We start from the raw sequence: 22,079 nt of genomic DNA, 5'->3' as shown, positions 1-22,079 counted from the left end.
CAACGCCGCCTGGAAGTCCACATGGACGGCTGCGGCGAATGCACCCGCGCGTTCATCGACGTCCGCGAGGTCTCCTGGATGCTCCGCGACCTCGGCCAACACCTCATCGCCGGCGGACTGCTCACCGGCACCGCCGCCGCAGGCGCGGCGGGTGCGGCCGGTGCGGCCAAGCCCCGGTTCGGCAAGAAGGAGGCCGCGGTCGCGGCGAGCGTGCTCGCCGCGCTCGCCATCGGCGGCAGCGCCGCTGCCCTGATCGCGAACCAGCTCGCCGACCCGCCCGTCCAGGCCACCGACGACGCCGGGGCTGCCGGCGAGGGCGGCGGAGCGGGCGGCGCCGGGGGCGGCGCAGGCGGGGACGGCGGCGGCGGCACGGACTCGTCCGACACCGCGGAGAAGCCGTCGACGGACGAGAAGCCCCCGTCGATCCCGCCGACGGACCCGCAGCCACGCCCCGCGACGACGCCCAAGGAGGACGGCGCCGCCGCGCCCGCCGACGGGCCGGTGCTGGCCGAGTCGGTGCCCGAGCCGGACTCCGGCGGCACCCCCGCCGACGCCCCGAACCCGCCCGCGGACCCCGGGTCGGACCCCGGGTCGGACCCCGGCTCAGGGTCGAGCCCGGACGGCGGCTCCGACGAGCCGGACCCGCCCAAGGAGCCCACGGAGCCCGAGGAGCCGCCGACCGAGGAGGAGCCGCCGGCCGAACCGCCGGAGGTGCCGGAGGAACCGGAGGAGGAGACGCCGGGTCTCGGCACCGCCCTGGACGACCTGCTGGCCAGCCTCGGACTCTCCGACCTGCCCGGCATCGACCTCGCGACGACCACGCTGGACGAGATCTGGCAGCTGCTCTTCGGCACGTTCTCGGGCGCGGCGAACGACGCGGTCGACGACACAGAGTCGGCGACCGGGGACTGATGGTCGTGCGGGCCTCCCACGAGGCCCGTGTCCCGTGCTTGCTGTGCGGAGGCACAGGTGATCTGGGCGCCGGCCCAAGATCGTCCCGCCATCACGGGCGACCCTTCCATGCGCATGCATTCTTTGCGAACATGCACGCCCGGGGGCACGCGCGTCGAGGTGCCCCGGGGTGCCACGTCGCGTGCAGGAGGGGGGCCGCGTGACCGTCACGAGCGCCGACCTCGGCCTGTGGGCGGCACACCGCCGCGCCGTGGTGTTCACGGTGTCCCGGCGGGTGCCGGGCATCGACCCGGAGCTGGCCACGAGCTGCGGCCTGGAGCTGCTCTGCGTGGAGCTCCTCAACACCCGCGACCTCGCCGACCCCCTCGCGTTCTGGAGCGCCGCGTCCATCGAGGTGGCGCAGCGGATGGCCCGGGAGCAGGAGCCGGCCGCCGAGGGATCCGACGGCGCCACCGCCGCGCCGCCCCGGCACGCCCTCGACCTCGAGGTGCTGAACCTCGCGATGGAGCGGCTGCCCGCGGGCGAGCAGCAGCTGCTCTGGGACCACCACGTGGGGTCCCGGCCCGTGGCCGCGATCGCCGAAGAGATCGGCGTGCTCCCCTACGCCGCCAAGCGACGCCTGCGCCGGGCCGAGAACCGGCTCGCGAGCACCTTCGCCGAGACGCACGCCGGCACGGCCGCCGACCTCGAGTGCCGGGCCACCCGCGCCGCCCTGCACGACTTCGTCCGGAACCGCCTGCTGCCCCGCCGGCGGCAGCAGGTCGAGGACCACATGGTCGGGTGCGCCGGCTGCACGCGGGCGTTCGTCGACGTCCGGGAGTCCTACTGGATGCTGCGCGCCGCGGCCCCGGTCCTCCTGCTCGGCGTGGGGGCCTCGGCGGGTCCGGGCGCGACGGCGGCCGGTGCCGCCGTCGCGGCGAGCGGCGCGGCCGGTCCTGCCGTCGCGGGTGCGGCGGGCGCCGGGGGCTGGCTCAGCGCCGCGGGGACCCGGGCCGTCGTGACCGCCCGGAGCGTGCTGACCGACCCGATGAGCCTGACCGCGACCGTCGCCGGCGGCCTGTTCGTCACCACGGCCGTCACCACCGGGGTCGCGGGCAGCATCGACGCCGCGGCGTCGTTCCCGGAGACCGGCATGGTGTCGGTCTTCGCGCCGGACGACAGGGGACCCGCCGTCCGGCAGGCCGCCGAGAACTCCCCGAGCGCGGATCCGGCGAACGTCCCCGACCTGACCGAGGTGACCCCGACGGGGCTCACCCCGTCGGGTCCGGCGCGGGTGGAGGACGACGTCCCGCCCGGCCTGGCGAAGAAGGACGGGGTACCGCCGGGCCTCGCCAAGAAGGACAAGGTTCCGCCGGGCCTCGCCAAGAAGGACGGCGTTCCGCCGGGTCAGGCGAAGAAGGACAAGGTCCCGCCCGGCCAGGCCAAGAAGGACGACACCCCGCCCGGCCATGCCTCCAAGGACAAGGTTCCGCCAGGTCAGGCGAAGAAGGAGGACGTGTCCGCGGGTCAGGCCACGAAGGACACCCCGCCCGGGCAGGCGAAGAAGGAGTCGCCTCCCGACAAGGCGAAGCAGGAGAAGAAGCAGCAGGACAAGAAGGCGGAACCGCCCGGTCAGGCGCGCTCGAGGAGCACCAGCACCTCGTAGTGCGAGGTCTGCGGGAACATGTCGAGCAGCCGCGCCCGCGCGGGCCGGAGCGACGGCATCGCGGCGAGGTCCTTGGCGAGCGTGGTCGCGTTGCAGCTCGAGTACAGCACGTGGTCGATCCCCGAGGTCTCCAGCCAGTGCGCCAGGTCCGCGCCGATGCCCCGCCGGGGCGGGTTCACGATCACCATCTCGGGCAGGTCGGGACCCTGCGGCCCGACGGCGAACGCCGTCGCGTCGCCCGCGGCGAAGGTGACATCCCGGAACCGGTCCGCCTGGCCGCCGTCGCGCAGCCGCTCCACGGTGCCCGACGCCGCCACGACCGCCTCGGCGCTGATCTCGATGCCCGTGACCGTGCGCCCGGGCGCGGCGCAGTGCAGGGCGAAGCCACCCACCCCGCAGTAGAGGTCCCAGAGGCTGTCGGGGTCTACCTCGTCGACCCAGGACCGCGCCTGCCGGTACAGCTCGGTGGCGACCGCCGTGTTGGTCTGGAAGAAGCTCTGCGGACGCAGGTCCAGCGTGATGTCGTCGATGCGCATCGGCAGGGTGCCGCGCTCGGTGAGCGGGATCTCGAGGTCGCCCTCCAGCACCGCGGCGTGCGCGGGCTGAATGTTCGCCGAGGCCACCGCCAGGGCCGGGAGCTCGGCCTGCAGCCACGCCAGGTGCTTGCGGATCCGGGCTATCGCCTCCTGGGAGCGCAGCACGAACCGGACCATGAGCTCGCCGTCGGGCGACAGGGTGACCAGCAGGTACTTGAGCTCCCCGCGCTGCTGGGCGCGCTTCCCCGTGCCGGAGACCTGGTAGGGCTCCAGGTTCGCGCGCGTGACGAACGCCGCGAGGGGGCCGAAGGACGCCTGGAGCGCATCGGGGTAGAGGCCGCAGTCGGTCAGGTCGACGCCGTGCCCGGCCCGGTCGAGGATGCCCAGCACCGGCTCGGCGACCGTGCCGCTGACGACCATCTTCGCCTTGTTCCGGAACGCGGACTCGACGCTGCGGACCGCGGGGAGCCAGGTGGTCCCGTCGGAGACCGGGTCGAGGAGCTCGGCGACGTGCCGCTCCTTGTCGAGCACCTGGGTGGGGTAGTCGATCTCCAGGAGGGTGCACGAGCGGCAGCGTCCGGCGTCGTAGTGAGGGCACTGCACTCCCCCATTATCCAGTGCCCGCGCACCGCCGCGGTCGGCGGCGGCGCGCGGCGGCACCGGAGAGGCGGTCAGCCCTCGTACTCGAAGTGCCAGGGCTCCTCGCGCCCGGCGCCCTGGCGGGCCCACTCCGGGTGCACCCAGCCGAACTTCGGCCCGTTGGCGGCGAGCCACTCGTACTCGGGCTGGCCGAAGCGGAAGCCGTCGTCCACAGGTACGTCCACAGCGAGCGCCCAGCCGTGGTTGGAGGTGCCGGGCGCCGCGACCTGTCCGCTGCCGAACTCGTCGAGGGCCTGGAGCTGCCAGTCGTAGGGCCGGTAGCCGTACTCGATGCGCAGCGGCTTGCCGAGCTCCTCCTCGAACGCCGCGCCGAGCTTGCCCCAGGCCTCGGCCGCGTCGCACCGGAGGTACTGGTCCTGACCCTCGGGGCCGACGCCGACCAGGCACAGGTCGGCCTGCGCGAGCCGGCCGTTGGAGTCGTCGGCGACCGCCGCGCGGGCGGCCCACGCGGCGTCCTCGAGCGCGACCCGCGCCGTCTCGCGCTGCTGGCCGAGCGCCTTCACCGAGTTCAGCTTGCTCGTGTTCACGCCGACCGCGAGCGCCGCCTCGCCCTCGGCGCGGCGGGTGGCCAGGGCCGAGCGGACGCCGTCGGGCGCGCCCACCTCGGCCGTCCAGTCGAGCGTGTACCCGGAGTCCCGCACGGAGATCTTGAGCTGGTCGGTGACCGTGGCGAGCGACGCCTTGGCCTCCTCGAGCTGCTGGGCGGCGCTCTCGGCCTGGTCGGCGTCCGACTGGGCCTGCGCCTGGGCGTCCTCGCGGTCCTGCTGCCACTGCCGGTAGGAGGCCTGAACGTCCTTGATGGCCGCGACGAGCGTGGTCGAGGTGGTGCTCATGGACATCGACCACTCGGTGGCCGCAGCCTCCAGGGCGTCGATGTCCTCGGGCGCGTCGAGGCCCGGGGCGCCGGCCTCGGGGATCGACGGCGCCTCCTGCGCGCTGAGCTCCTTGGCCTGGGTGACGTGCGCGGCAAGGGCGGTGCGCACGGCGTCGTCGGCCACCCGGCCCTCGGAGGCCGCGAGCGCCTTCTCCGCCTTCGCGATCTGCTCGGCCAGCCCCTCCTGGGCCGCGCGTCCTTCGTCGACCGCCTGCACGACGTCGGCGCGTGCGCTGCTGAGCTGCTCCAGGTCGCGCTCGGTGCCGACATGGACGAGCGCGAACGCGATGCTGCCGATCAGCGCGGCCGCGGCGGCGATGAGAAAGACGAACAGCGGTCGCATGGAGCCGCCGTCGGGCCGCCCACCCGCGCCGCGCGGCGGGACGATGTCCGATCTACCCGACGACATGTCGGATGTCGGCGCGGACCGTGCGGGCTTCGGCGCGTCCGCGAGGGCTGGTTCGGGCGAGGGCCCGGAGGATGTGGACGGCTCCACGTTGAGGGGCATGGCCCGCAGTTTGGCGAATCTCGGACGCGGGCGCTAGTTGCCTGCCCGCTCGGCGAGATTCTTCAGCTTGTCGACGTACGCGGCCATCTGGTCGCCCTGCCAGTCGGGGATGTTGGTGTTGCCCGCGTAGAGCCCGACGGACCGGTCGGTGAGCTCGCGCAGGATGTCCGCGTGACCGGCGTGCCGGGCGGTCTCGTCGGTGACGTGCACGATGATCCGGAACAGCGTGACCTCGCCGTTCTTCCACCACGGCACGCGCCCGACGGTGCCCAGCGGGAGGGTGTCGATGGTCTCGTCGCAGAACGCCCAGCCCCGCCGGTAGAGGTCCACGACGGAGGCGACGGACTCGTCCTCGGTCGCGTACCAGTCGGCCTGCGGGTCCGTCTCGAAGATCTCGTCGGGGACGAGCTCGCCCGGGTTGGGCCACGCCCGCCCGAACACCGGCCCGAGGTAGCCGATCTCGGTGTTGGCGCAGTGCTTGACGATACCCAGCAGGTTGTTGCCGGAGGGCACCAGGGGCCAGCGCGCCTGCTTCTCCGTGAGGCCCTCGAGCTTCCACACGAGGGCCTCACGGGTCTCCTGGAGGTACTTCTTCAGGATCTGCTTCTGTTCGAGCTCGACGTCGTGCGCGGTCTGTGACATGGGGACAGTGTGTCCCCCGTCACCGACATTCACCGAGCGTTTTGCACCTGGGCGGCCGGCACACGGACCCGGCGCGGGCGCACGCGTCCCTTCGGCCTGCGGCGCAGCCACCACTCCGCGAACAGGAGGTTGACGATCCACGACACCCACGCGGACGCGGCGGCGGCACCCGCGATCTCCGGGGCGCCGAACCCGATGTCCGGGTCGCCGAGCGCCCCGGGGACGTAGATGGCGATGAGCACGGGCGCCCAGAACCGGTTGGTGATGATCGAGAACGCGAGCGCCGTGCTGCGGACCATCCACTCCCGGTGGTCACCGAACCGGCGCTGCCGCACGGCGCGGTAGCCGAGCAGGGTGAAGGTCAGGAACAGCACGCCCATCATGGTGTTCGCCACCTGCTGGCTCACGCCCGCGCTCGGGAACTGCGCGGTGACCAGGGCCGCGACGCCGGTCACGAGCGCGGTGACCACGTAGATGCGACCGCTCCACCGGTGCACGCGCGGGTGATGGGCCCGCAGCCACGGCCAGAGCTGCAGCACCGCGGCGCTCAGCATGACCGACCCCGCGAAGATGTGCGTCACCAGGGCCGGGTAGAACGCCGGGCCGCGGTCGGTCGGGACGAGCGACTTCGCCGGGTCCAGGCCCACGTACCGCGGCAGGGCCGTCGCCAGGAGCACCGCGGTGACCACGGCCAGGGGTGCGATCCAGGGCCGGCGCCACCAGCGGACCGCCCGGGTCTGCTCAGCGCCGGGCACGGAACGCCACCCCCGCCGCCACGGCGAACACGAGCCCGAGGCCCACGCACCAGGTGATCGCCAGCGCGGCGACGTCGCCCGGGTCGGTGACCCCACCGCCGGGGGCGTCGCCCACGAGGAGCCCGCGCACCGTCTCGATCACCGGCGTCACCGGCTGGTGCTCCGCGAACCCGCGCAGCCAGCCCGGCAGCGTGTCGACAGGCACGAACGCGCTGGACACGTAGGGCAGGAACATCACGAAGAACGAGAAGCCGCCGGCGGCGTCGGGCGAACGGACCAGCACGCCCACGAACGTGGCGAGCCACGTGATCCAGCCGACCCACAGCAGGATCATCCCCACCGCGGCGAGCCACTCCAGGGCAGTGGCCTCGGGCCGGAACCCGAGCAGGATGGCGACGCCGAAGACGACCGCGGTGGTGGCCAGGTTCTTCACCAGGCTCGCCACCACGTGCCCGGACAGCACGGTCCAGGAGCTCACGGGCATCGACCGGAGCCGGTCGACCATGCCGCCGGACATGTCGCGCTCGACCGCTAGTGCCGTGTTCGCCGCGCCGAAGCCGGCGGCCAGCAGAATCACGCCGGGGGTCACGTAGTTGATGTAGTCCGTGCCGGTGTCGAGGGCCCCGCCGAACACGAGGACGAACATCAGCAGGATGATCACAGGCAGCACCACCGCGGTGATCATGGCGTCCGCGTCCCGCGAGACGAGGCGCAGGCCGCGGGTGGTCATGGTCGAGACGTCGCTCAGCACGTGGCTCATGCCGCCACCCCCGTCGTCCGGGCCGGCTGCTCGTGGTCGGCGTGACCGGCGTGCCCGGTCAGGGTGAGGAAGACGTCGTCGAGGCTCGGCGCGCGCACCTCCCAGTGCTCGGGCGCCACGCCGGCGTCGTCGACCACGGACAGCACGGAGCGCACGTGCGCGACCGAGCCGTCGGTGGGTACGCGCACCCGGGCGCCGTCGACCGTGGCGCCCGCGAGCGCGGGAGCGACCCGCTCGACGTCGGACGCGGCGGCGAAGGTGAGCTCGACGCCCGCCTCGCCCACCTCGCGCTTGAGCTGGGCCGGCGTGCCGTCGGCGACGATCCGGCCGCCGTCCACGAGCGCGACCCGCTGGGCGAGGCGGTCGGCCTCCTCCAGGTACTGGGTGGTCAGCAGCACGCTGGTGCCGTCGGCGACCACGCTCCGGACCACGTCCCACAGCGCCTGCCGCGACCGGGGGTCGAGCCCCGTGGTGGGCTCGTCGAGGAACATCACGCGGGGCCGCGTGAGCAGGCCCGCGGCGAGGTCGAGCCGGCGTCGCATGCCGCCCGACCAGGTGCCGACGTGCCGGTTCGCGGCGTCGGCCAGGTCGAACGCCGTGAGCAGCTCGTCCACCCGGTCCCGCGCGACGCGGCGGGGCAGGTGGGCGAGCCGGCCCATCATCGTGAGGTTCTCGGCGCCCGACAGCTTGTCGTCGACGGCGACCTGCTGCCCCGTGAGGCTGATGATCTCGCGCACGCGCCGCGCGTCCCGCACCACGTCGAACCCGCCGACCGTGGCGCGGCCCGCGTCCGGCTTCAGCAGCGTGGACAGGATGCGGACGGTGGTGGTCTTGCCTGCCCCGTTGGGGCCCAGCAGCGCGAGCACCGCACCCTCCTGGAGCTCCAGGTCGAGCCCGTCCAGGACGGGCGGGCTCGTCGAGCCCCTTCTCGCGAAGGACTTGCCCAGTCCCTCGGCCGTGACGATCGCAGTCATGGTCCCTCTCCGATCCGGTTACTGTTTATGGCCTACGCGTTTTAGTGTGGGGCGTAAACAGTATGCGGTCAAGAGAGTTTCAGGTCGGATCTCGCGACGCGGCAGGGGAGGATGGAGCCGATGCACACCGACGACACGTCCGAAGCCGCCGGGCGCCCGCACGGACCGGCCGACCAGCCACAGGACAGGCCGGCGGGTGAGCTGCCCGCCGCCGTGCAGCGCCTGTGGGGTGCCCCCGCGCCGCGGCGGCGCGGGCCCAAGCCCGCGCTGTCGGTCGCGCAGATCGTGCAGGCAGCGATGGACCTGGCGGACACCGAAGGACTCGCCGCCGTGTCGATGGCCCGCGTCGCGGACGCCGTCGGGTACACGCCGATGGCCCTGTACCGGCACGTGTCCAGCAAGGAGGAGCTGCTGGCCATGATGGCGGACGCCGTGGCAGCCGACCTGCCGGAGCTCCCCGTCGACGGCGGCTGGCGCGCCGGGCTCGAGGCCTGGACCCGGGCCCAGATCGCCCTGGGTGTGAGACGGCCGTGGATGATGGACCTGCCGCTGACCGCCGCACCTCCGGGGCCGAACCGGGTGCGCTGGATCGACCAGGCGTTCGGGGTTCTGCGCCCCGTCGACCTGCCGGCGGACGAGAAGCTCGCCGTCGTCGGCCTGCTCGCGCAGCACGTCCTGGGCGAGATCCGGGTGCACGTCGAGTCCCGCCGTGCAGCGGCCGACCAGGTGCGCCGTGAGGCGGGGCTGCCGGACGGAACCCCCGAGTCCGAGCTCGACCCCGACGCGCTCGATGCGGCCAGCCCTTACGCCGACTTCGAGACCGTGCTCACCCGATACGCCGACCCTGCGACGTACCCGAATCTGTTCGAGGCCTTCGCGGCCTGGCCCGGGACGACGCTGACCGCTCCGTCAGACGACGACATCGCCTTCGGGATCGCGACGGTGCTCGACGGCGTCGAGGCGTACCTCCGACGCCGGGGCGCGATCAGCGATGCCGCGTCCTGAGACCCCCGCCATGCAACCGCACCGGTCCTGGCGCGACCACAGGCAGCGGATTTCGGACGTCGTGCACAGGTAGGCGGCCGACCGGCGCGGAGTGTCGGTGACGTGAGTCAGAGTGGTGCCGTGACCACTGACCACGTGACAGAGACCAGGACGGCGGCGGACGACGACGCCGCCCCGGCCGCGCGCTGCTTCGGCGACGGCGACCCGCTCTACTCCGCCTACCACGACGACGAGTGGGGCGTACCCGTGCACGGCGAGCCGGCCCTGCTGGAGCGCATCGCCCTGGAGGGCTTCCAGTCCGGGCTCTCCTGGATCACCGTGCTGCGCAAGCGCCCGGCGTTCCGCGAGGTCTTCGACGGCTTCGACCCGGAACGCGTCGCGGCGTTCGGGCCGGACGACGTCGAGCGCCTGCTCGGCGACGCCCGCATCATCCGGAACCGCATGAAGATCGAGGCCACCGTCGACAACGCGCGCGCGGTGGTCGCGCTGCACGACTCCGGGCGCACTCTCGACGAGCTGATCTGGTCGTTCGCCCCGGACCCGGCCCTCCAGGTGCGGCACGCCACGTTCGGCGACGTGCCGGCGTGGACGGCGGAGTCCAAGGCCCTGAGCAAGGCGCTCAAGAAGGAGGGCTTCCGGTTCATCGGCCCCACCACGGCGTACGCGGCCATGCAGGCGTGCGGCCTGGTGGACGACCACCTGGCGACGTGCCCGGTGGTGCTCAGCCGGGCACGTGCCGTGGACGCCGGGTCGGCCGGGTCGGCCGGGTCGGCCGGCTGAGGGTCACAGGTCGGCGCACGGCTCCACGACAGGAAGCACGGCGTCGCGCACCCACGCGGCGAGGGACGTGCCCGGCGGCCGCAGGATCACGGTGTCCACGCCGTGCACGGCGAAGCCCCGCATCTCCTCGACGAAGGCGGCGGTGTCGTCCGGGCCGATCGGGCGCCCGCGGTGCAGCATCGTGACGCGGATGGTCGCGGGGTCACGCCCGACGTCGTCGCAGTGCCGGTGCAGCACGTCGAGCAGGTGGCGCAGCCGCTCCGGCGTCTCGGCGAACAGGTTGCACGCGTCCGCGTACTGCGCCACGAGCCGGAGGGTCTTCCGCTCGCCGGAACCGCCGATCATGATCTCCGGACCCGACAGCGGCGGCGGCGAGCACAGCGTCTCGGCGAGCTGGAAGTGCTTGCCCTCGAACGGGCCGTTCTCCTGCGGGTCGTACATCTGCCGGGCGATCCGGACGGTCTCCTCGAGCATCTCGAACCGCTCCTTGACCGGCGGGAACGGCACGCCGAGCGCCGCGTGCTCCTTGTCGTACCAGGCGGCGCCGATGCCGTAGGTCGCGCGCCCGCCCGAGACCACGTCGAGCGACGCCACGATCTTGGCCAGCAGCCCCGGGTACCGGTACGTCACGCCGGTGACCAGGGCGCCGAGCTGCGCCCGCTCGGTGACGCCGGCCAGGTAGCCCAGCGTCGTGTACGCCTCCAGCATCGGGTCCGACGCCGGGAAGCCCTGGTGCTCCATCTGGAAGTAGTGGTCCATCACGGAGATCCACGAGACGCCGCCGTCGTCGGCGTACCGGGCGGCGTCCGCCAGCTCGGTCCGCATCCGGGCGGGCTCCATCGAGTCGAAACGCATGAAGTGGGTGCCGATTCGCATGCCTCGATCCTCCTCCGCGGGCGCGGGGCGTCAAGCGCGGGGCGTGGAGCGTGGAGCGTCAGACGCCGGTGGGGGCCAGCTCCTCCGCGCGGCCCAGGACGCACGCCACGAGCCAGGTGATCGACTCGGCCGTCTCCCGCGGGGACGCCGTCGGCTGCATGACGTGGCTCAGCGCGGACCGCACCACGATGTCGATGACCGCCGCGATCCGCTCCGGCCCCAGGTCGATCTCGTACTGGTCCACGCGGTCCTGGACGACCACCTTCACGGTGCCGAGCAGCGCCTCCGAGTGCGTGGTGAGCAGCGGTAGCAGCTCGGTGTCGGCACCGTGGGTCGCCGAGACCACCGCGCGCAGCAGCGCGTTCCCCTCGGCGAACGTGAGCGTGCTCTCCACCGCGTCGCGGATCGCGGGCAGCAGGTCGTCAGGATGCCGGTCGAAGGCCTCGGCGATCCGGAAGATGAACTGCGCGGACTCGGTGAGCACCATCGCCTCGGCCAGGTCGTCGCGGCTACCGACGGCGTTGTAGACCGTCTGGCGGCTCACGCCGGCCTCGGTCGCGAGGCGGCCCATCGTCACCTTGGACCAGCCGTCGGCACAGGTCAGACGCGTGGCAGCACCGATGATCCGATTCCGGTTGGAGATCGGGTCGTCGTCGTTCCCGGCGGTCGCCTCGGCCATGGCCCGATCCTAGGCAACGGGTGAACTTTCGGGCCGATCGGGCGTCCCCGACACGACATATTTCACCCGCTCTTCATTTCGCCCTGCGGAGCGGCGGCCCGGTGCGGCTCCGCCACCCCCTGCGCCGGTAACCCCCTAGAGTGGCGGGCATGGACCAAGAGGAACGCCTGGCAGTCTTCATCGACTACGAGAACCTGGCGCTCGGCGCCCGGGAGCACCTGGGCGGGATGCAGTTCGACTTCGGCCCGATCGCCGACGCGCTCGCCGTGCGTGGCCGGGTGGTCGCGCGCCGGGCGTACGCCGACTGGTCGTACTTCGACGAGGACCGGCGCATGCTCACGCGCCACCAGGTCGAGCTCATCGAGATGACGCAGCGCATGGGGGCCTCCCGCAAGAACGCCGCCGACATCAAGATGGTGGTCGACGCCATCGAGATGGCCTTCGAGCGCGACTACATCTCCACGTTCGTCATGTGCACGGGCGACAGCGACTTCTCGCCGCTGGTCCACAAGCTGCGCGAGCTGAACAAGCGCGTCATCGGCGTGGGCGTCGAGAAGTCGACGTCGCGCCTGCTGCCGGCCGCGTGCGACGAGTTCCTCTTCTACGACCGCCTCGAGGGCGTCGAGGTGCCCGACGAGGACCAGGGCGCCCCCGCCCCGAAGCGCGGCTCGCGCACCCGCAAGACGAGCACGACGGAGCGCGCCGCCGCGCAGAAGGCGCCCGCCGCCTCGCGCCGCGCCAAGGCCGCCGAGGCGGTCGCGGAGGCCGTCGCCGGCGCGACGTCGCCCGAGGCCGCGGCCGAGCCGGAGGCGACGGCCGAGCCCGAGGCGAAGCCCGCGACCCGCCGGCGCAAGAAGGCGGAGCCCGCGCCGGCCCCCGTCGACGTCGCACCCGAGGCCGAGCCGGACGTCGACGTCACCGAGCAGGACGACGCCCCGGCTTCGGACGACGTGCCCATGGAGGTGCGCGTGGCGCAGACCCTCGGCGACCTCCAGTCCTCGACCAGCGGCCCCGTCACGGCGTCCGCCCTCAAGCGGACGCTGCTGCGCAAGGACGCCACCTTCAGCGAGTCGGACTACGGCTTCCGCACGTTCGGCGAGTTCCTGCGGTTCCTCGCGGACCGCGGGTTCGTCGTGCTGGCGCCGGGCCCGTCCGCGGGCGACCCCGAGGTGTCGCTGCCGGAGCAGGGCGACACCGACGCGGCGTTCGCGTTGCTGCGTGACGTGGTGCAGGAGTCGGGCGGCTCGGCCGCCCTGTCGGGGCTGAAGAACGCCGTGCGCAAGCGCCGCCCGGACTTCTCCGAGAAGGCGCTCGGCTTCCGCGGGTTCCTCCAGTTCGCGAAGGCGGCGGAGGCGGCGGGCACGGTGTCGCTGGCCTGGGACGACGACGCGGACGACTACCTGGTGACCGCCACCTCCTGAGCCTGCACGGGGCCTAGGCCCCGTCCCCGTCGTCGAGCACGCCCGGCACGGTCGCGAGGCGGCGGGCGAGCTCGTCCCCGTCCCGGCCCGCGACGGTCGGCACCCGCTCGGCGGAAGGCCCCGGCGTGGAGCCGGGCGCCGTCGTCGGGCCGGCGTGCGACCCGCTCCCGGCGTGCGACCCGTTCCCCACGTGCGGGGCGTTCCCGGCGAGCACCTGCTGGCCGCCGGTGAGCTGCCGGATCGCGACGACCCGCACCCGGTCGGGGCGGCGACGCGCGACGTCCTCGTAGATCTCGACGTCGTGCTGGCCGTCGTCACCGATGAGCACCCAGCGCACGTGCGGGAACCACGACATGAGCAGGTCGAGGCTCGCCCGCTTGTGCGCCTGGCCGCTGCGGAACCACCCGGTGAGGGTCGGCCCCCAGTCGGTCAGCAGCAGCGGGCCCGGCGGGTAGGCGTGCCGCGAGAGGAACGCACGCAGGGTGCCGGCGGTGTTCCACGCGCCGGTCGAGAGGTAGAAGAAGGGCGCGTCCGGGTGTGTCCGCTGGAGCGTGCGGTACAGCTCGGGCATGCCCGGCACGGCGCGCCGGGCGCTGGAGTGCCGCACGAACGTGTTCCACGCCGCGAGCAGCGGCCGGGGCACGGCGGTCACCATGGTCGTGTCGTCGATGTCGCTGACCACGCCGGTCCGCGGGCGCCCGTCGAGCACCCGGAGCGGGGCCTCGGCCTCGGCCGGTTCCGGCCCGTCGAGGCAGGTCAGCAGGGCGGTGTGCCAGCCGTCGGACAGCGGGACGTCCACCGGGTGCTCGACGTCGACGTAGCCGGCCCGGTCGCTCGTCACCTCGGACGTGCCGCCGCCTACCTGGAGCCGCACCCTGCGGTGGGGCGCCGGCACGGTGAGGAAGTGCCGGAACCCGCGCCGTCCGGCCCGCAGGGCGTCGCGGTTCGGGGTGCCGGGCCGCTGCGGGGAGAGCACCACACGGGCGAGCACCCGGACCTTGTCCGGCGTGCCGTACCCGGCGTAGGCCTCCAGCCGGGGGCGCCAGCCCGCACGGACCAGCACCCACCCCGCCGCGGCGTAGAGGTGGTCCTCCACGACCGCGGCGAGGTGCGGGCGCTGCGAAGGGTGCGGGGTAGGAGTGGCCATCACCCGATTGTTGCCTACTACTGACCGCCCATGCCCGTGGTCGCGACACCCTGGACGATGCGGCGCTGGAACAGCATGAACACCACGAGCAGGGGCAGTGCCGCGATCATCGCGGACGCCATGTTCTGCGCGAACTGCACGCCGTAGGCGTTCTTCACGGTGGACAGGCCGACCGGCAGCGTCATGAACTGAGGGTCGGTGGTGACGATGAACGGCCACAGGAAGTTGTTCCACGCCCCGATGAACACGAAGATCGCCACGGCCACCAGGATCGACCGCGAGAGCGGCAGCACGATGGTCCAGAACAGCCGCCAGGTGCCCGCCCCGTCGATGCGGGCGGCGTCGAGCAGCTCGCTGGGGATGGCGTCGAAGAAGCGCTTGAGGATGAACACCATCACGGGCGCCACGACCTGCGGCAGCACGATGCCCGCGAACGTGTCCACGAGGCCCATGACCTGCATCTGCCGGAAGAGCGGCACGATGAGGATCTGCCCGGGCATCATGATCGACGCGATGGTGAGCCACTGGAGCAGGCTCCGGCCCTTGAACACCGTCTGCGAGAACGCGAAGGCGGCCATCGCGGAGATCAGCACGGTCAGGATCGTGACCAGCCCGGCGACGACGAGGCTGTTCCACATCCAGATGAGCAGGTCGCTGTTGCTGAGCACCTGCTGGTAGGCGTCGAGCGTCCAGCCCATGGTGGGCCACCACGACGCCGGCAGCGCGGCCTCGGCCTCGTGCTTGAAGCTGGTGACGGCGCCCCAGGCCACGGGGAGCAGCCAGAGGGCGGCGAGGACGACGAGGGCGGCGAGGGCACCGACGCGCACCCACGGCGAGGGCCCGATCGTCAGCTTGGTGAGGGCCCGGTTCTCGGCGCGCTCCAGCTGCGCCTTGGTCCGGCGGTCGGCGACCAGTTCGGCGACGGACACGTCAGGCCTCCTTCCTGGACGGCAGGAGCCGCACCAGCGCGAACACGAGAATCAGAGCGAAGAACACGTACGAGATCGCGGAGGCGTACCCGAGCCGGTAGTTCGTGAAACCGGTGTCGTAGACGTACTCCAGGATCGGTCGCGTGCTGCCGTTCGGGCCGCCCGCGGTGAGCAGGTAGATCTGGTCGAACACCTTGAGCGACGCGAGGAGCTGCAGCACCACGATGACGCCGGTGATGTTGCGCAGCTGCGGCAGGGTGATGGAGAAGAGCCGGCGCCAGCCGCCCGCGCCGTCGATGGTCGCGGCCTCGTACTGCTGCTGGGGGATCCCCTGCAGGGCAGCCAGGTAGAGCAGGAAGTTGAACCCGACGGTCCACCAGACGGTGACGGCGGCGATGGAGAACATCGCCACGTTCTCGTCGGTGAGCCAGCCCACGGGCTGGAGCCCGAGCGCGGCGAACCACGTGTCGAGCAGGCCGATGTCGGGCTGGAACAGCCAGCTGCTCAGCGCGGACACGACAGCGCTGGTCAGCAGGTACGGCGCGAAGAACGACATGCGCCACACCCACTGGCCGGGCAGGCCGGTGTGCACGAGCAGCGCCATCACCAGGGCGACGACCACCAGCGGGACGGTGCTGAGCACCGTGAACCAGACGGTGTGCCACAGCGTCTGCCAGACCTGGGGGTCGCTGAAGGCCTCGGCGTAGTTGGCGAAGCCGATGAACTCGGAACCGGTGCCCGTGAGGCTCTGGTTCGTGAAGCTCATCCACAGGCCGTACAGCGTCGGCAGCAGCAGGAACAGGCCGGTCGCCACCGCGAACGGTGCGACGAACAGGTAGCCGGACTTGTCCCGCGCGCGCAGGGACTTGCCCGTCGAGGCGGTGCGGGTACCGGACCCGGACCGCCCGGTGGATTTCCGCGAGTCGGGCAGGGCCCGCCCGGGGGGCGCCGTGACGCCGGCGTTCGAGACAGTCATCGTCGTCCTCTCGATCAGGCGGGGTTGGGCTGGGAGAGGAACCGGTCCATCTCGCTCAGCATGCGGGTCACGGCGGTGCGCGCCGGGGCCTTGCCGGCCAGGGTGTCCGTCATGGCGTCGGCCATGCGCGTCTGGAAGTCGCTGCCGCCGCCGGTGAACCAGGCGTCGGGGTCGAAGACGGCGACCTCGGCCGCGGGCGCGTAGTCGCGCTGCGGGGTGAGCTCCTGGTACGCGGGCTCCTGCACGATGGGCTGGTAGGCCGGGATGTGTCCGGCCGAGGCCCAGGTCAGGCCCTCCTTGAGGAGGCCCGCGAGCACGCGGTAGGTCGCCTCGCGCTTGGCCGGGTTCGGCGTGCCCTGCTTGGGCAGGACGAACGCGTGCGAGTCGGCGTAGTTGGCCGGGGTGTCGAAGATCGCCGGGAACTGCGTGGCCCCGACGTCGGGGTTGGCGCCCTGGAACATCGGCAGGTCCCACTCGCCGGCGAACATCAGCCCGGTGCGGTTCGACATGAAGCGGCCGGACGCGGCGTTGCCGTCCTGGTTCTTCGCGGCGACCTTGCCGTCGACCATCGCCTGGAGGAACTCGAAGACCTCGGCCGCGGCCTCCTCGTCGAGCGCGGCGGGGCGGCCCGGCGTGAGCTCGTAGCCGCCACCGTTCTGGGAGTACAGGCCCCAGAACATGCGCCAGCAGCCCGCGGGGTCGCGCTGGTAGCCCCAGCTGACGCCCGTCTCGCCCGTGACCTCGGCCATCGCACGCCCGGCCTCCAGGAAGCGGTCGGCGCCGGCGACGGCCGCCAGGTCCAGCTTCCCGTCGGCGCCCGCGAGCCCGGCCTGCTGGACGATGTCGGGGTTGTGGAACGCGATGTACGGGTGCGTGTCCAGCGGCAGGGCGTAGAGCTGGCCCTCGAACTGGGCCTTCTGCCACACCGCCGGGGCGAAGTCGGCCTCGGTGATCCCCAGCTCGGCGAGCGCGTCGAGGTCGAACGGCTCCAGGAGCCCGCCCGGCGCGTACCCGGCCAGCCGCGACATGTGCATGACGGCGGCCTCCGGCGGTCGCCCGCCGGACGAGGCCATCGCCAGCTTCGTGTAGTACGGCGGCCCCCAGGCGAGGGTCGTGGTCTCGACGCCGATGTCCGGGTTGGCCGCGGCGACCACACCCGCCATCTTCTGCATGAGGGCGCCGTCACCGCCGGAGAAGAGGTCCCAGACCATCACCGAGGTCTTGCCCGCGCCGGAGGCGCTGGGGGTGGCGCAGCCCGCGAGCGCGCCACCGAGCGCGACCCCGCCGGCCCCGACGAGGGCCGCGCGGAGCAGATCTCGTCTGCTCAGCCCTCCGGAACTACCCACGAGACTGCGGGTTCTCGACGCAGCCACGGGGCTTCCTTGGCCCGGGATGCCACGTCCTCGTACTACGGTCATCATCGACCTCCAATGGTGCAACGTTGCGCTCCAACGTTGGATCACGATGGACTAGGACGGGCGTCCAGTCAAGAGGGCACATGGTGGAAGGAAGTGAAGGCTTGGCCGAGCAAGCGGGTCGACGGGTAGGGATCAAGGAGGTGGCCGCGGCAGCGGGCGTCTCGTGGAAGACCGTCTCCAACGTCGTCAACGACACGGGCCGGGTGGGGGACGTCACGCGGGCCCGGGTGGAGGCGGTGATCGCCGAGCTGGGCTACCGGCCCAACCTGGCCGGCCGGCAGCTCCGGCGGGGCCGCACCAACACGCTCGCCCTCGCGGTGCCCTGGGTGCACGCGCCGTACTTCTCGGTGCTGGCGCACGAGGTGATCGACGTCGGGAGCGCCCGCGGCTACCGCGTGCTCATCGAGGAGACGAGGTCCTCGCGCGACACCGAGCTGGAGGTGGCGCGCGGCTTCGACGTGCAGGCGATCGACGGCATCATCTTCTCGCCGCTGGAGCTGACCCCCGCCGAGATCGACGAGGTCCGCGGCCCCGTGCCCCTGGTGCTGCTGGGCGAACGGGCCGACCCGGACCCCACGCGCGAGCGGCGGACGGACCACGTGAGCATCGACAACGTCGACGCCGCGGCGCAGGTCACGCAGCACCTGCTCGACACGGGGCGGCGCCGGCTGGCGTTCCTCGGCGCCGAGCCGCGCGGCGCGGGCCGGACCGGGGCGCAGCGCGTGCAGGGCTACTTCGACGCCCACGCGGCGGCCGGCCTGGAGGTCGACGAGCGCTGGGTGCTCCAGTGCCCGCAGTTCTCCCGGCCGTCCGGCGCCGCCACGATCGAGTCGGTCCTGGCGCGGATCGACCAGATCGACGGGATCGTGTGCGCCAACGACGAGCTCGCCCTCGGCGCGCTGCACGCCCTGCGCCTCAACGGCGTGCGGGTGCCCGACGACGTGGCCGTGACCGGCTGGGACAACACCGAGGACGGCCGGTTCTCGAACCCGACGCTGACGACGGTGGCGCCGGACCTGCGCGCCATCGCGGAGACCGCGGTGGACCGCATCATCGCCCAGCTCGAGAAGCCCGGTGTCGACCCGGTCGACGAGGTCGTGCCGTACCGCCTGCTGGTCCGCGAGAGCAGCCGCGTCTGACCAGGTGACGGCGCCGGCGCGGGCGCTCCGCGGGCCGGCCGGCCGCCCGCCGACGGACCCGCCCGGCCGCCGTCCACGGGTGAGGCGGTTGATACAACGTTGCATTTCTGTCGGAAGACGTGTTGAATCGCCGCGCACCTGTCGTAGACGCAATGGAGCAGCTGATGACTTTCCTCGACCGCTTCTCGCCCGAGGGGGCGCCGACGGCGACCGCCGTCCCGCGCCCCGAGTACCCGCGGCCCCAGATGGTCCGGGACCACTGGCTCAACCTCAACGGATCCTGGCAGTTCGAGATCGACCCGGGTGACTCCGGGCTCGAACGGGGTCTTGTCGAGCGGCCGCTCCAGGACGAGATCACCGTGCCCTTCGCCCCGGAGTCCGAGCTCTCCGGGATCGAGAACACCGACTTCCTCGAGGCGGTCTGGTACCGCCGCGAGATCACCGTGCCCGCGGACTGGTCCGCCGTCGGCGAGGACCCCCACGTGCTGCTGCACTTCGGGGCCGTGGACCACGACGCGACCGTGTGGGTCGACGGCACCGAGGTCGTGCGGCACCGCGGCGGGTTCACCCCGTTCGTGGCCGACCTGCACGGCATCGCCGCCCCCGGCGACACGGTCACCGTCGTCGTCCGGGCCCGGGACACCCGCCACGGGCCGCAGGCCCGCGGCAAGCAGTCCAACCGGTACGCCAACTTCGAGTGCAACTACACGCGCACCACGGGGATCTGGCAGACGGTGTGGCTGGAGCCCGTGCCGGCCACGCACGTGCGCCGCCCGCGGATCACGCCCGACCTGTCGAGCTCCGCGTTCGACGTCGTCGTGCCGCTGTCCGCGAACCGCCGGGGCCACACGGTCTCGGTCACGGTGACCGACGCCGACGGCGAGGTCGCGAGCGCCACCGCTCGCGCCGACCTCGACCTGGCCCCCGCGCTGCGCGTAGTCGTCCCGGCGGACCGCGTGCGCACCTGGGGCACGGAGGACCCGCACCTGTACGGGGTGGACATCGAGCTGCGCGACGCCTCCGGCGCCGTCGTGGACACGGTGCGCTCGTACGCGGGCCTGCGGTCCGTCTCGATCGACGGCCAGGCGATCAAGATCAACGGCGAGCACGTCTTCCAGCGGCTGGTCCTGGACCAGGGCTACTGGCCGGAGTCGCTCATGACGGCGCCGTCCGACGCCGCGCTGGTGCGCGACATCGAGCTGGGCCTGGAGGCCGGGTTCAACGGCGCACGCCTGCACCAGAAGGTCTTCGAGGAGCGCTACCTGTTCCACGCGGACCGCCTGGGCTACCTGGTGTGGGGCGAGTTCGGCGACTGGGGCGTCAGCGGTTACGGCACCCCGCAGGACGGCCAGCGGCAGACGACGTCGTTCGTCGCCGAGTGGCTGGAGGCGCTGCAGCGGGACCACAACCACCCGTCGATCATCGGCTGGTGCCCGCTCAACGAGACGCACCAGGACCTGCACGACCGCATCACGCAGCTCGACGACGTGACGCGCGCCATGTGGCTCGCCACGAAGGTGGCGGACCCGTCGCGACCGGTGCTGGACGCCAGCGGCTACTCGCACCGGGTGCTCGAGACGGACGTCTGGGACTCGCACCTGTACGAGCAGGACCCGGCCAAGTTCACCGAGCTGGTCGGCGGCCTCGCCGAGGGCAAGCCGTACGGCAACGAGCGGGACAACGGCACGCCGATCTCGCAGCCGTACAACGGGCAGCCCTACTTCGTCAGCGAGTACGGCGGCATCTGGTGGAACCCGGAGACCGCGGCCAGCGCATCGGGCAGCTCGCCCGACTCGTGGGGCTACGGCCAGCGCGTCGTGGACGAGGAGGAGTTCCACACCCGGTTCGCCGGCCTCACGGACCCGCTGCTCGACGACCCGCTGATGTTCGGCTACTGCTACACGCAGCTCACGGACGTGTTCCAGGAGGAGAACGGCATCTACCGGTTCGACCGGAGCGTCAAGCTCGACGTCGACCGTGTGCGCGCCGTGCAGGTGCGCCCGGCCGCCTTCGAGAAGGGCGCTGACGGCGACGCCTGACCGTCCCGCCACGCGTGTCAGACGTACAGGTCACCCGGGTGACCTGTACGTCTGACTCGTCTACCGGACTGTGCACCTTGTAGGTCTCTTTAGTATTTTTCACCACATAACACCCAGACCACAGCGGCCCTTGAGGGGTGCACAATAGGCCGGTGACGTACCGGTTCCTCAAGCTCATCCTCTCGATCCTCGTGCTCGTGCTCCTGCGCCCGCGCGTGACTGGGCTGCAGAACATCCCGAAGCGTGGCGCCGTGATCCTCGCGAGCAACCACCTGTCGTTCATCGACTCCCTGCTCATCCCGATCATGGCCCCGCGGCACGTCGCGTTCCTGGCCAAGGCCGAGTACTGGACCGGCAAGGGCATCAAGGGCCGCCTGTCCCGCTGGTTCTTCACCAAGATGGGCGACATCCCGGTGCAGCGGGACGACCCGCGCGCCGGGCAGCGCTCCCTGGAGGACGCCCTGGCGGTGCTGCAGCGCGGCGGTGCGTTCGGCATCTACCCCGAGGGCACCCGCTCCCGGGACGGCAAGCTGCACAAGGGGCACACCGGCGTCGCGTGGCTCGCCCTGACCGGCAAGGCCCCCGTGGTCCCGGTCGCGCTGCTCGGCACGGACAAGGTGAAGCCCATCGGCAAGATGCCGCGGTTCGCCCGGGTCGAGCTGCACTTCGGCACGCCGATCGACCCCTCGCGCCAGATCGCGGCCGGCACCAAGCCCGCGCAGGCGCGGCGCGAGCTGACCGAGCAGGTCATGCAGTCCATCCAGGCGATGAGCGGCCAGGAGCGTGCCGAGTGAGCGCGGCCTGAGCACGTCGTCGGGCCCGGGCCGGGCGACCGGCCCCCGCCGGTCGTTCGGCCTGGGCGGGCGGGGCCCCTGGCTCGGGCTGGTCGCCAGCGTGGTGGCGCTGGGCGCGGTCGAGGTGCTCGTGCTGCACCTCGTCGCCGGCGCCCTGCTCCCCGCGCCCGTGGCGCTGGCCGTCGACGTCGTCACCGGGGTGCTCACGGGCGCCCTCGTGGTCCTCTTCGTCTCACCCCTGTGGTCGCGGCACCGCGTGTCCGACGGCGTGGCCCGGTTCCGGCTGGGCTGGCTCGGCGCGGTCGACGTCGCGGCCTGCGACGTCGTCTCCGCGACTCCGTACCGGCCCACCGCGGTCCGTCCCCTGGAGCTCGGTGTGGGGTTCGACGACGACGCCGGCCGGGTCTCGCTGGTGCGCACGACGGCGGCGCCCGCCGTCCTGATCGAGCTGTCTCGCCCGGTCGAGGCGCGGGTGCAGGTGCTGCGCGGCGTCCGGGCGACGTCGGTGCTCGTGGGCGTCACGGAACCGGACGAGCTGCTCCGCGTACTGGCCTCGACACCCCGGTGAGGCCCGTGTCAGACGTACAGGCCCCTCGGGGTCCTGTACGTC

The 22,079-nt window shown here is 72.6% G+C and carries 20 protein-coding genes and 1 pseudogene; 9 read left to right on the top strand and 12 right to left on the bottom strand.

Features of this window, described 5'->3' with window-relative positions:
• A pseudogene (locus ACFWEJ_RS13425) lies at positions 1 to 912 on the top strand (hypothetical protein); the annotation flags it as partial.
• A gap of 199 nt (positions 913 to 1,111) precedes the next feature.
• The gene (locus ACFWEJ_RS13420) at positions 1,112 to 2,557 is read left to right on the top strand and encodes a zf-HC2 domain-containing protein (RefSeq protein WP_377229696.1); all 1,446 of its coding nucleotides are present in this window, start codon (positions 1,112 to 1,114) and stop codon (positions 2,555 to 2,557) included.
• Here the strand turns inward: ACFWEJ_RS13420 and rlmC are convergent.
• From rlmC to ACFWEJ_RS13390, 6 genes are all read right to left on the bottom strand, one after another.
• Positions 2,524 to 3,696 carry a 23S rRNA (uracil(747)-C(5))-methyltransferase RlmC gene (rlmC, locus tag ACFWEJ_RS13415; protein ID WP_377229695.1) on the bottom strand — a complete coding sequence of 391 codons (1,173 nt, stop codon included), beginning with the start codon at positions 3,694 to 3,696 and terminating at the stop codon, positions 2,524 to 2,526. The genes ACFWEJ_RS13420 and rlmC overlap by 34 nt on opposite strands.
• A gap of 68 nt (positions 3,697 to 3,764) precedes the next feature.
• On the bottom strand, positions 3,765 to 5,135 hold the full coding sequence (locus ACFWEJ_RS13410) for a D-alanyl-D-alanine carboxypeptidase family protein (RefSeq protein ID WP_377229694.1): 1,371 nt from the start codon (positions 5,133 to 5,135) through the stop codon (positions 3,765 to 3,767).
• Positions 5,136 to 5,168: 33 nt separating this feature from the next.
• Complete coding sequence (locus ACFWEJ_RS13405; RefSeq protein WP_377229693.1) at positions 5,169 to 5,777, bottom strand: DinB family protein; 609 nt, start codon at positions 5,775 to 5,777, stop codon at positions 5,169 to 5,171.
• A gap of 29 nt (positions 5,778 to 5,806) precedes the next feature.
• The gene (locus ACFWEJ_RS13400; RefSeq protein WP_377229692.1) at positions 5,807 to 6,532 is read right to left on the bottom strand and encodes a DUF2306 domain-containing protein; all 726 of its coding nucleotides are present in this window, start codon (positions 6,530 to 6,532) and stop codon (positions 5,807 to 5,809) included.
• Positions 6,519 to 7,292 carry an ABC transporter permease gene (locus ACFWEJ_RS13395; protein WP_377229691.1) on the bottom strand — a complete coding sequence of 258 codons (774 nt, stop codon included), beginning with the start codon at positions 7,290 to 7,292 and terminating at the stop codon, positions 6,519 to 6,521. The genes ACFWEJ_RS13400 and ACFWEJ_RS13395 overlap by 14 nt, the downstream gene beginning before the upstream one ends.
• Positions 7,289 to 8,266 carry an ATP-binding cassette domain-containing protein gene (locus ACFWEJ_RS13390; protein WP_377229690.1) on the bottom strand — a complete coding sequence of 326 codons (978 nt, stop codon included), beginning with the start codon at positions 8,264 to 8,266 and terminating at the stop codon, positions 7,289 to 7,291. The genes ACFWEJ_RS13395 and ACFWEJ_RS13390 overlap by 4 nt, the downstream gene beginning before the upstream one ends.
• Before the next feature lie 120 nt (positions 8,267 to 8,386).
• Here ACFWEJ_RS13390 and ACFWEJ_RS13385 point away from each other — a divergent pair, with 120 nt between their 5' ends.
• Positions 8,387 to 9,271 (top strand): TetR/AcrR family transcriptional regulator, encoded by an 885-nt coding sequence (locus ACFWEJ_RS13385; protein WP_377229689.1) that lies wholly within the window; start codon positions 8,387 to 8,389, stop codon positions 9,269 to 9,271.
• Positions 9,272 to 9,391: 120 nt separating this feature from the next.
• On the top strand, positions 9,392 to 10,051 hold the full coding sequence (locus ACFWEJ_RS13380) for a DNA-3-methyladenine glycosylase I (RefSeq protein WP_377229688.1): 660 nt from the start codon (positions 9,392 to 9,394) through the stop codon (positions 10,049 to 10,051).
• Between the two features lie 3 nt (positions 10,052 to 10,054).
• Here the strand turns inward: ACFWEJ_RS13380 and ACFWEJ_RS13375 are convergent, their stop codons facing one another.
• Positions 10,055 to 10,927 carry an LLM class F420-dependent oxidoreductase gene (locus ACFWEJ_RS13375; RefSeq protein WP_377229687.1) on the bottom strand — a complete coding sequence of 291 codons (873 nt, stop codon included), beginning with the start codon at positions 10,925 to 10,927 and terminating at the stop codon, positions 10,055 to 10,057.
• Positions 10,928 to 10,985: 58 nt separating this feature from the next.
• A complete protein-coding gene (locus ACFWEJ_RS13370) occupies positions 10,986 to 11,606 on the bottom strand; it encodes a TetR family transcriptional regulator (RefSeq protein WP_377229686.1) in 621 nt (206 codons plus the stop codon).
• Between the two features lie 149 nt (positions 11,607 to 11,755).
• Between ACFWEJ_RS13370 and ACFWEJ_RS13365 the strand changes: the two genes are divergently transcribed.
• Complete coding sequence (locus ACFWEJ_RS13365; protein WP_377229685.1) at positions 11,756 to 13,027, top strand: NYN domain-containing protein; 1,272 nt, start codon at positions 11,756 to 11,758, stop codon at positions 13,025 to 13,027.
• Between the two features lie 13 nt (positions 13,028 to 13,040).
• On the opposite strand, the gene ACFWEJ_RS13360 is transcribed toward ACFWEJ_RS13365, so the two are convergent.
• Genes ACFWEJ_RS13360 through ACFWEJ_RS13345 form a run of 4 tightly spaced genes read right to left on the bottom strand, consistent with a single transcriptional unit; the run spans position 13,041 to position 17,452 of the window.
• Positions 13,041 to 14,174: an App1 family protein gene (locus tag ACFWEJ_RS13360; RefSeq protein ID WP_377229684.1), complete on the bottom strand. Its 1,134-nt coding sequence runs from the start codon at positions 14,172 to 14,174 to the stop codon at positions 13,041 to 13,043.
• A gap of 17 nt (positions 14,175 to 14,191) precedes the next feature.
• Complete coding sequence (locus tag ACFWEJ_RS13355; RefSeq protein ID WP_377229683.1) at positions 14,192 to 15,103, bottom strand: carbohydrate ABC transporter permease; 912 nt, start codon at positions 15,101 to 15,103, stop codon at positions 14,192 to 14,194.
• A gap of 1 nt (position 15,104) precedes the next feature.
• On the bottom strand, positions 15,105 to 16,079 hold the full coding sequence (locus ACFWEJ_RS13350) for a carbohydrate ABC transporter permease (protein WP_377229682.1): 975 nt from the start codon (positions 16,077 to 16,079) through the stop codon (positions 15,105 to 15,107).
• Positions 16,080 to 16,093: 14 nt separating this feature from the next.
• Positions 16,094 to 17,452 carry an extracellular solute-binding protein gene (locus ACFWEJ_RS13345; RefSeq protein WP_377229681.1) on the bottom strand — a complete coding sequence of 453 codons (1,359 nt, stop codon included), beginning with the start codon at positions 17,450 to 17,452 and terminating at the stop codon, positions 16,094 to 16,096.
• Positions 17,453 to 17,637: 185 nt separating this feature from the next.
• On the opposite strand from ACFWEJ_RS13345, the gene ACFWEJ_RS13340 reads away from it, so the two are divergent.
• The 4 genes from ACFWEJ_RS13340 to ACFWEJ_RS13325 all read left to right on the top strand — a co-directional run bounded on the left by ACFWEJ_RS13340 (position 17,638) and on the right by ACFWEJ_RS13325 (position 22,037).
• Positions 17,638 to 18,636 carry a LacI family DNA-binding transcriptional regulator gene (locus ACFWEJ_RS13340; protein WP_377229680.1) on the top strand — a complete coding sequence of 333 codons (999 nt, stop codon included), beginning with the start codon at positions 17,638 to 17,640 and terminating at the stop codon, positions 18,634 to 18,636.
• A gap of 164 nt (positions 18,637 to 18,800) precedes the next feature.
• Positions 18,801 to 20,675: a glycoside hydrolase family 2 protein gene (locus ACFWEJ_RS13335; RefSeq protein ID WP_377229679.1), complete on the top strand. Its 1,875-nt coding sequence runs from the start codon at positions 18,801 to 18,803 to the stop codon at positions 20,673 to 20,675.
• A 152-nt stretch (positions 20,676 to 20,827) separates the two neighbouring features.
• A complete protein-coding gene (locus ACFWEJ_RS13330) occupies positions 20,828 to 21,469 on the top strand; it encodes a 1-acyl-sn-glycerol-3-phosphate acyltransferase (RefSeq protein WP_020013603.1) in 642 nt (213 codons plus the stop codon).
• Positions 21,459 to 22,037, top strand: coding sequence for a hypothetical protein (locus tag ACFWEJ_RS13325; RefSeq protein WP_377229678.1), 579 nt, complete (start codon positions 21,459 to 21,461; stop codon positions 22,035 to 22,037). The genes ACFWEJ_RS13330 and ACFWEJ_RS13325 overlap by 11 nt, the downstream gene beginning before the upstream one ends.
• The last annotated feature ends 42 nt before the right edge of the window (positions 22,038 to 22,079 follow it).

Origin of the sequence: Promicromonospora sp. NPDC060204, from assembly GCF_042728455.1 — a bacterium.
In the GTDB taxonomy this organism is placed as follows: domain Bacteria; phylum Actinomycetota; class Actinomycetes; order Actinomycetales; family Cellulomonadaceae; genus Promicromonospora.
This window is presented reverse-complemented; position numbering and strand designations above follow the sequence as displayed.

Excerpts from the sequence above, each read along its gene's own strand:
- ACFWEJ_RS13410 (WP_377229694.1), bottom strand. The coding sequence starts at position 5,135 with ATGCCCCTCAACGTGGAGCCGTCCACATCCTCCGGGCCCTCGCCCGAA.
- ACFWEJ_RS13405 (WP_377229693.1), bottom strand. The coding sequence starts at position 5,777 with ATGTCACAGACCGCGCACGACGTCGAGCTCGAACAGAAGCAGATCCTG.
- ACFWEJ_RS13395 (WP_377229691.1), bottom strand. The coding sequence starts at position 7,292 with ATGAGCCACGTGCTGAGCGACGTCTCGACCATGACCACCCGCGGCCTG.
- ACFWEJ_RS13390 (WP_377229690.1), bottom strand. The coding sequence starts at position 8,266 with ATGACTGCGATCGTCACGGCCGAGGGACTGGGCAAGTCCTTCGCGAGA.
- ACFWEJ_RS13385 (WP_377229689.1), top strand. The coding sequence starts at position 8,387 with ATGCACACCGACGACACGTCCGAAGCCGCCGGGCGCCCGCACGGACCG.
- ACFWEJ_RS13375 (WP_377229687.1), bottom strand. The coding sequence starts at position 10,927 with ATGCGAATCGGCACCCACTTCATGCGTTTCGACTCGATGGAGCCCGCC.
- ACFWEJ_RS13370 (WP_377229686.1), bottom strand. The coding sequence starts at position 11,606 with ATGGCCGAGGCGACCGCCGGGAACGACGACGACCCGATCTCCAACCGG.
- ACFWEJ_RS13365 (WP_377229685.1), top strand. The coding sequence starts at position 11,756 with ATGGACCAAGAGGAACGCCTGGCAGTCTTCATCGACTACGAGAACCTG.
- ACFWEJ_RS13360 (WP_377229684.1), bottom strand. The coding sequence starts at position 14,174 with ATGGCCACTCCTACCCCGCACCCTTCGCAGCGCCCGCACCTCGCCGCG.
- ACFWEJ_RS13350 (WP_377229682.1), bottom strand. The coding sequence starts at position 16,079 with ATGACTGTCTCGAACGCCGGCGTCACGGCGCCCCCCGGGCGGGCCCTG.
- ACFWEJ_RS13335 (WP_377229679.1), top strand. The coding sequence starts at position 18,801 with ATGACTTTCCTCGACCGCTTCTCGCCCGAGGGGGCGCCGACGGCGACC.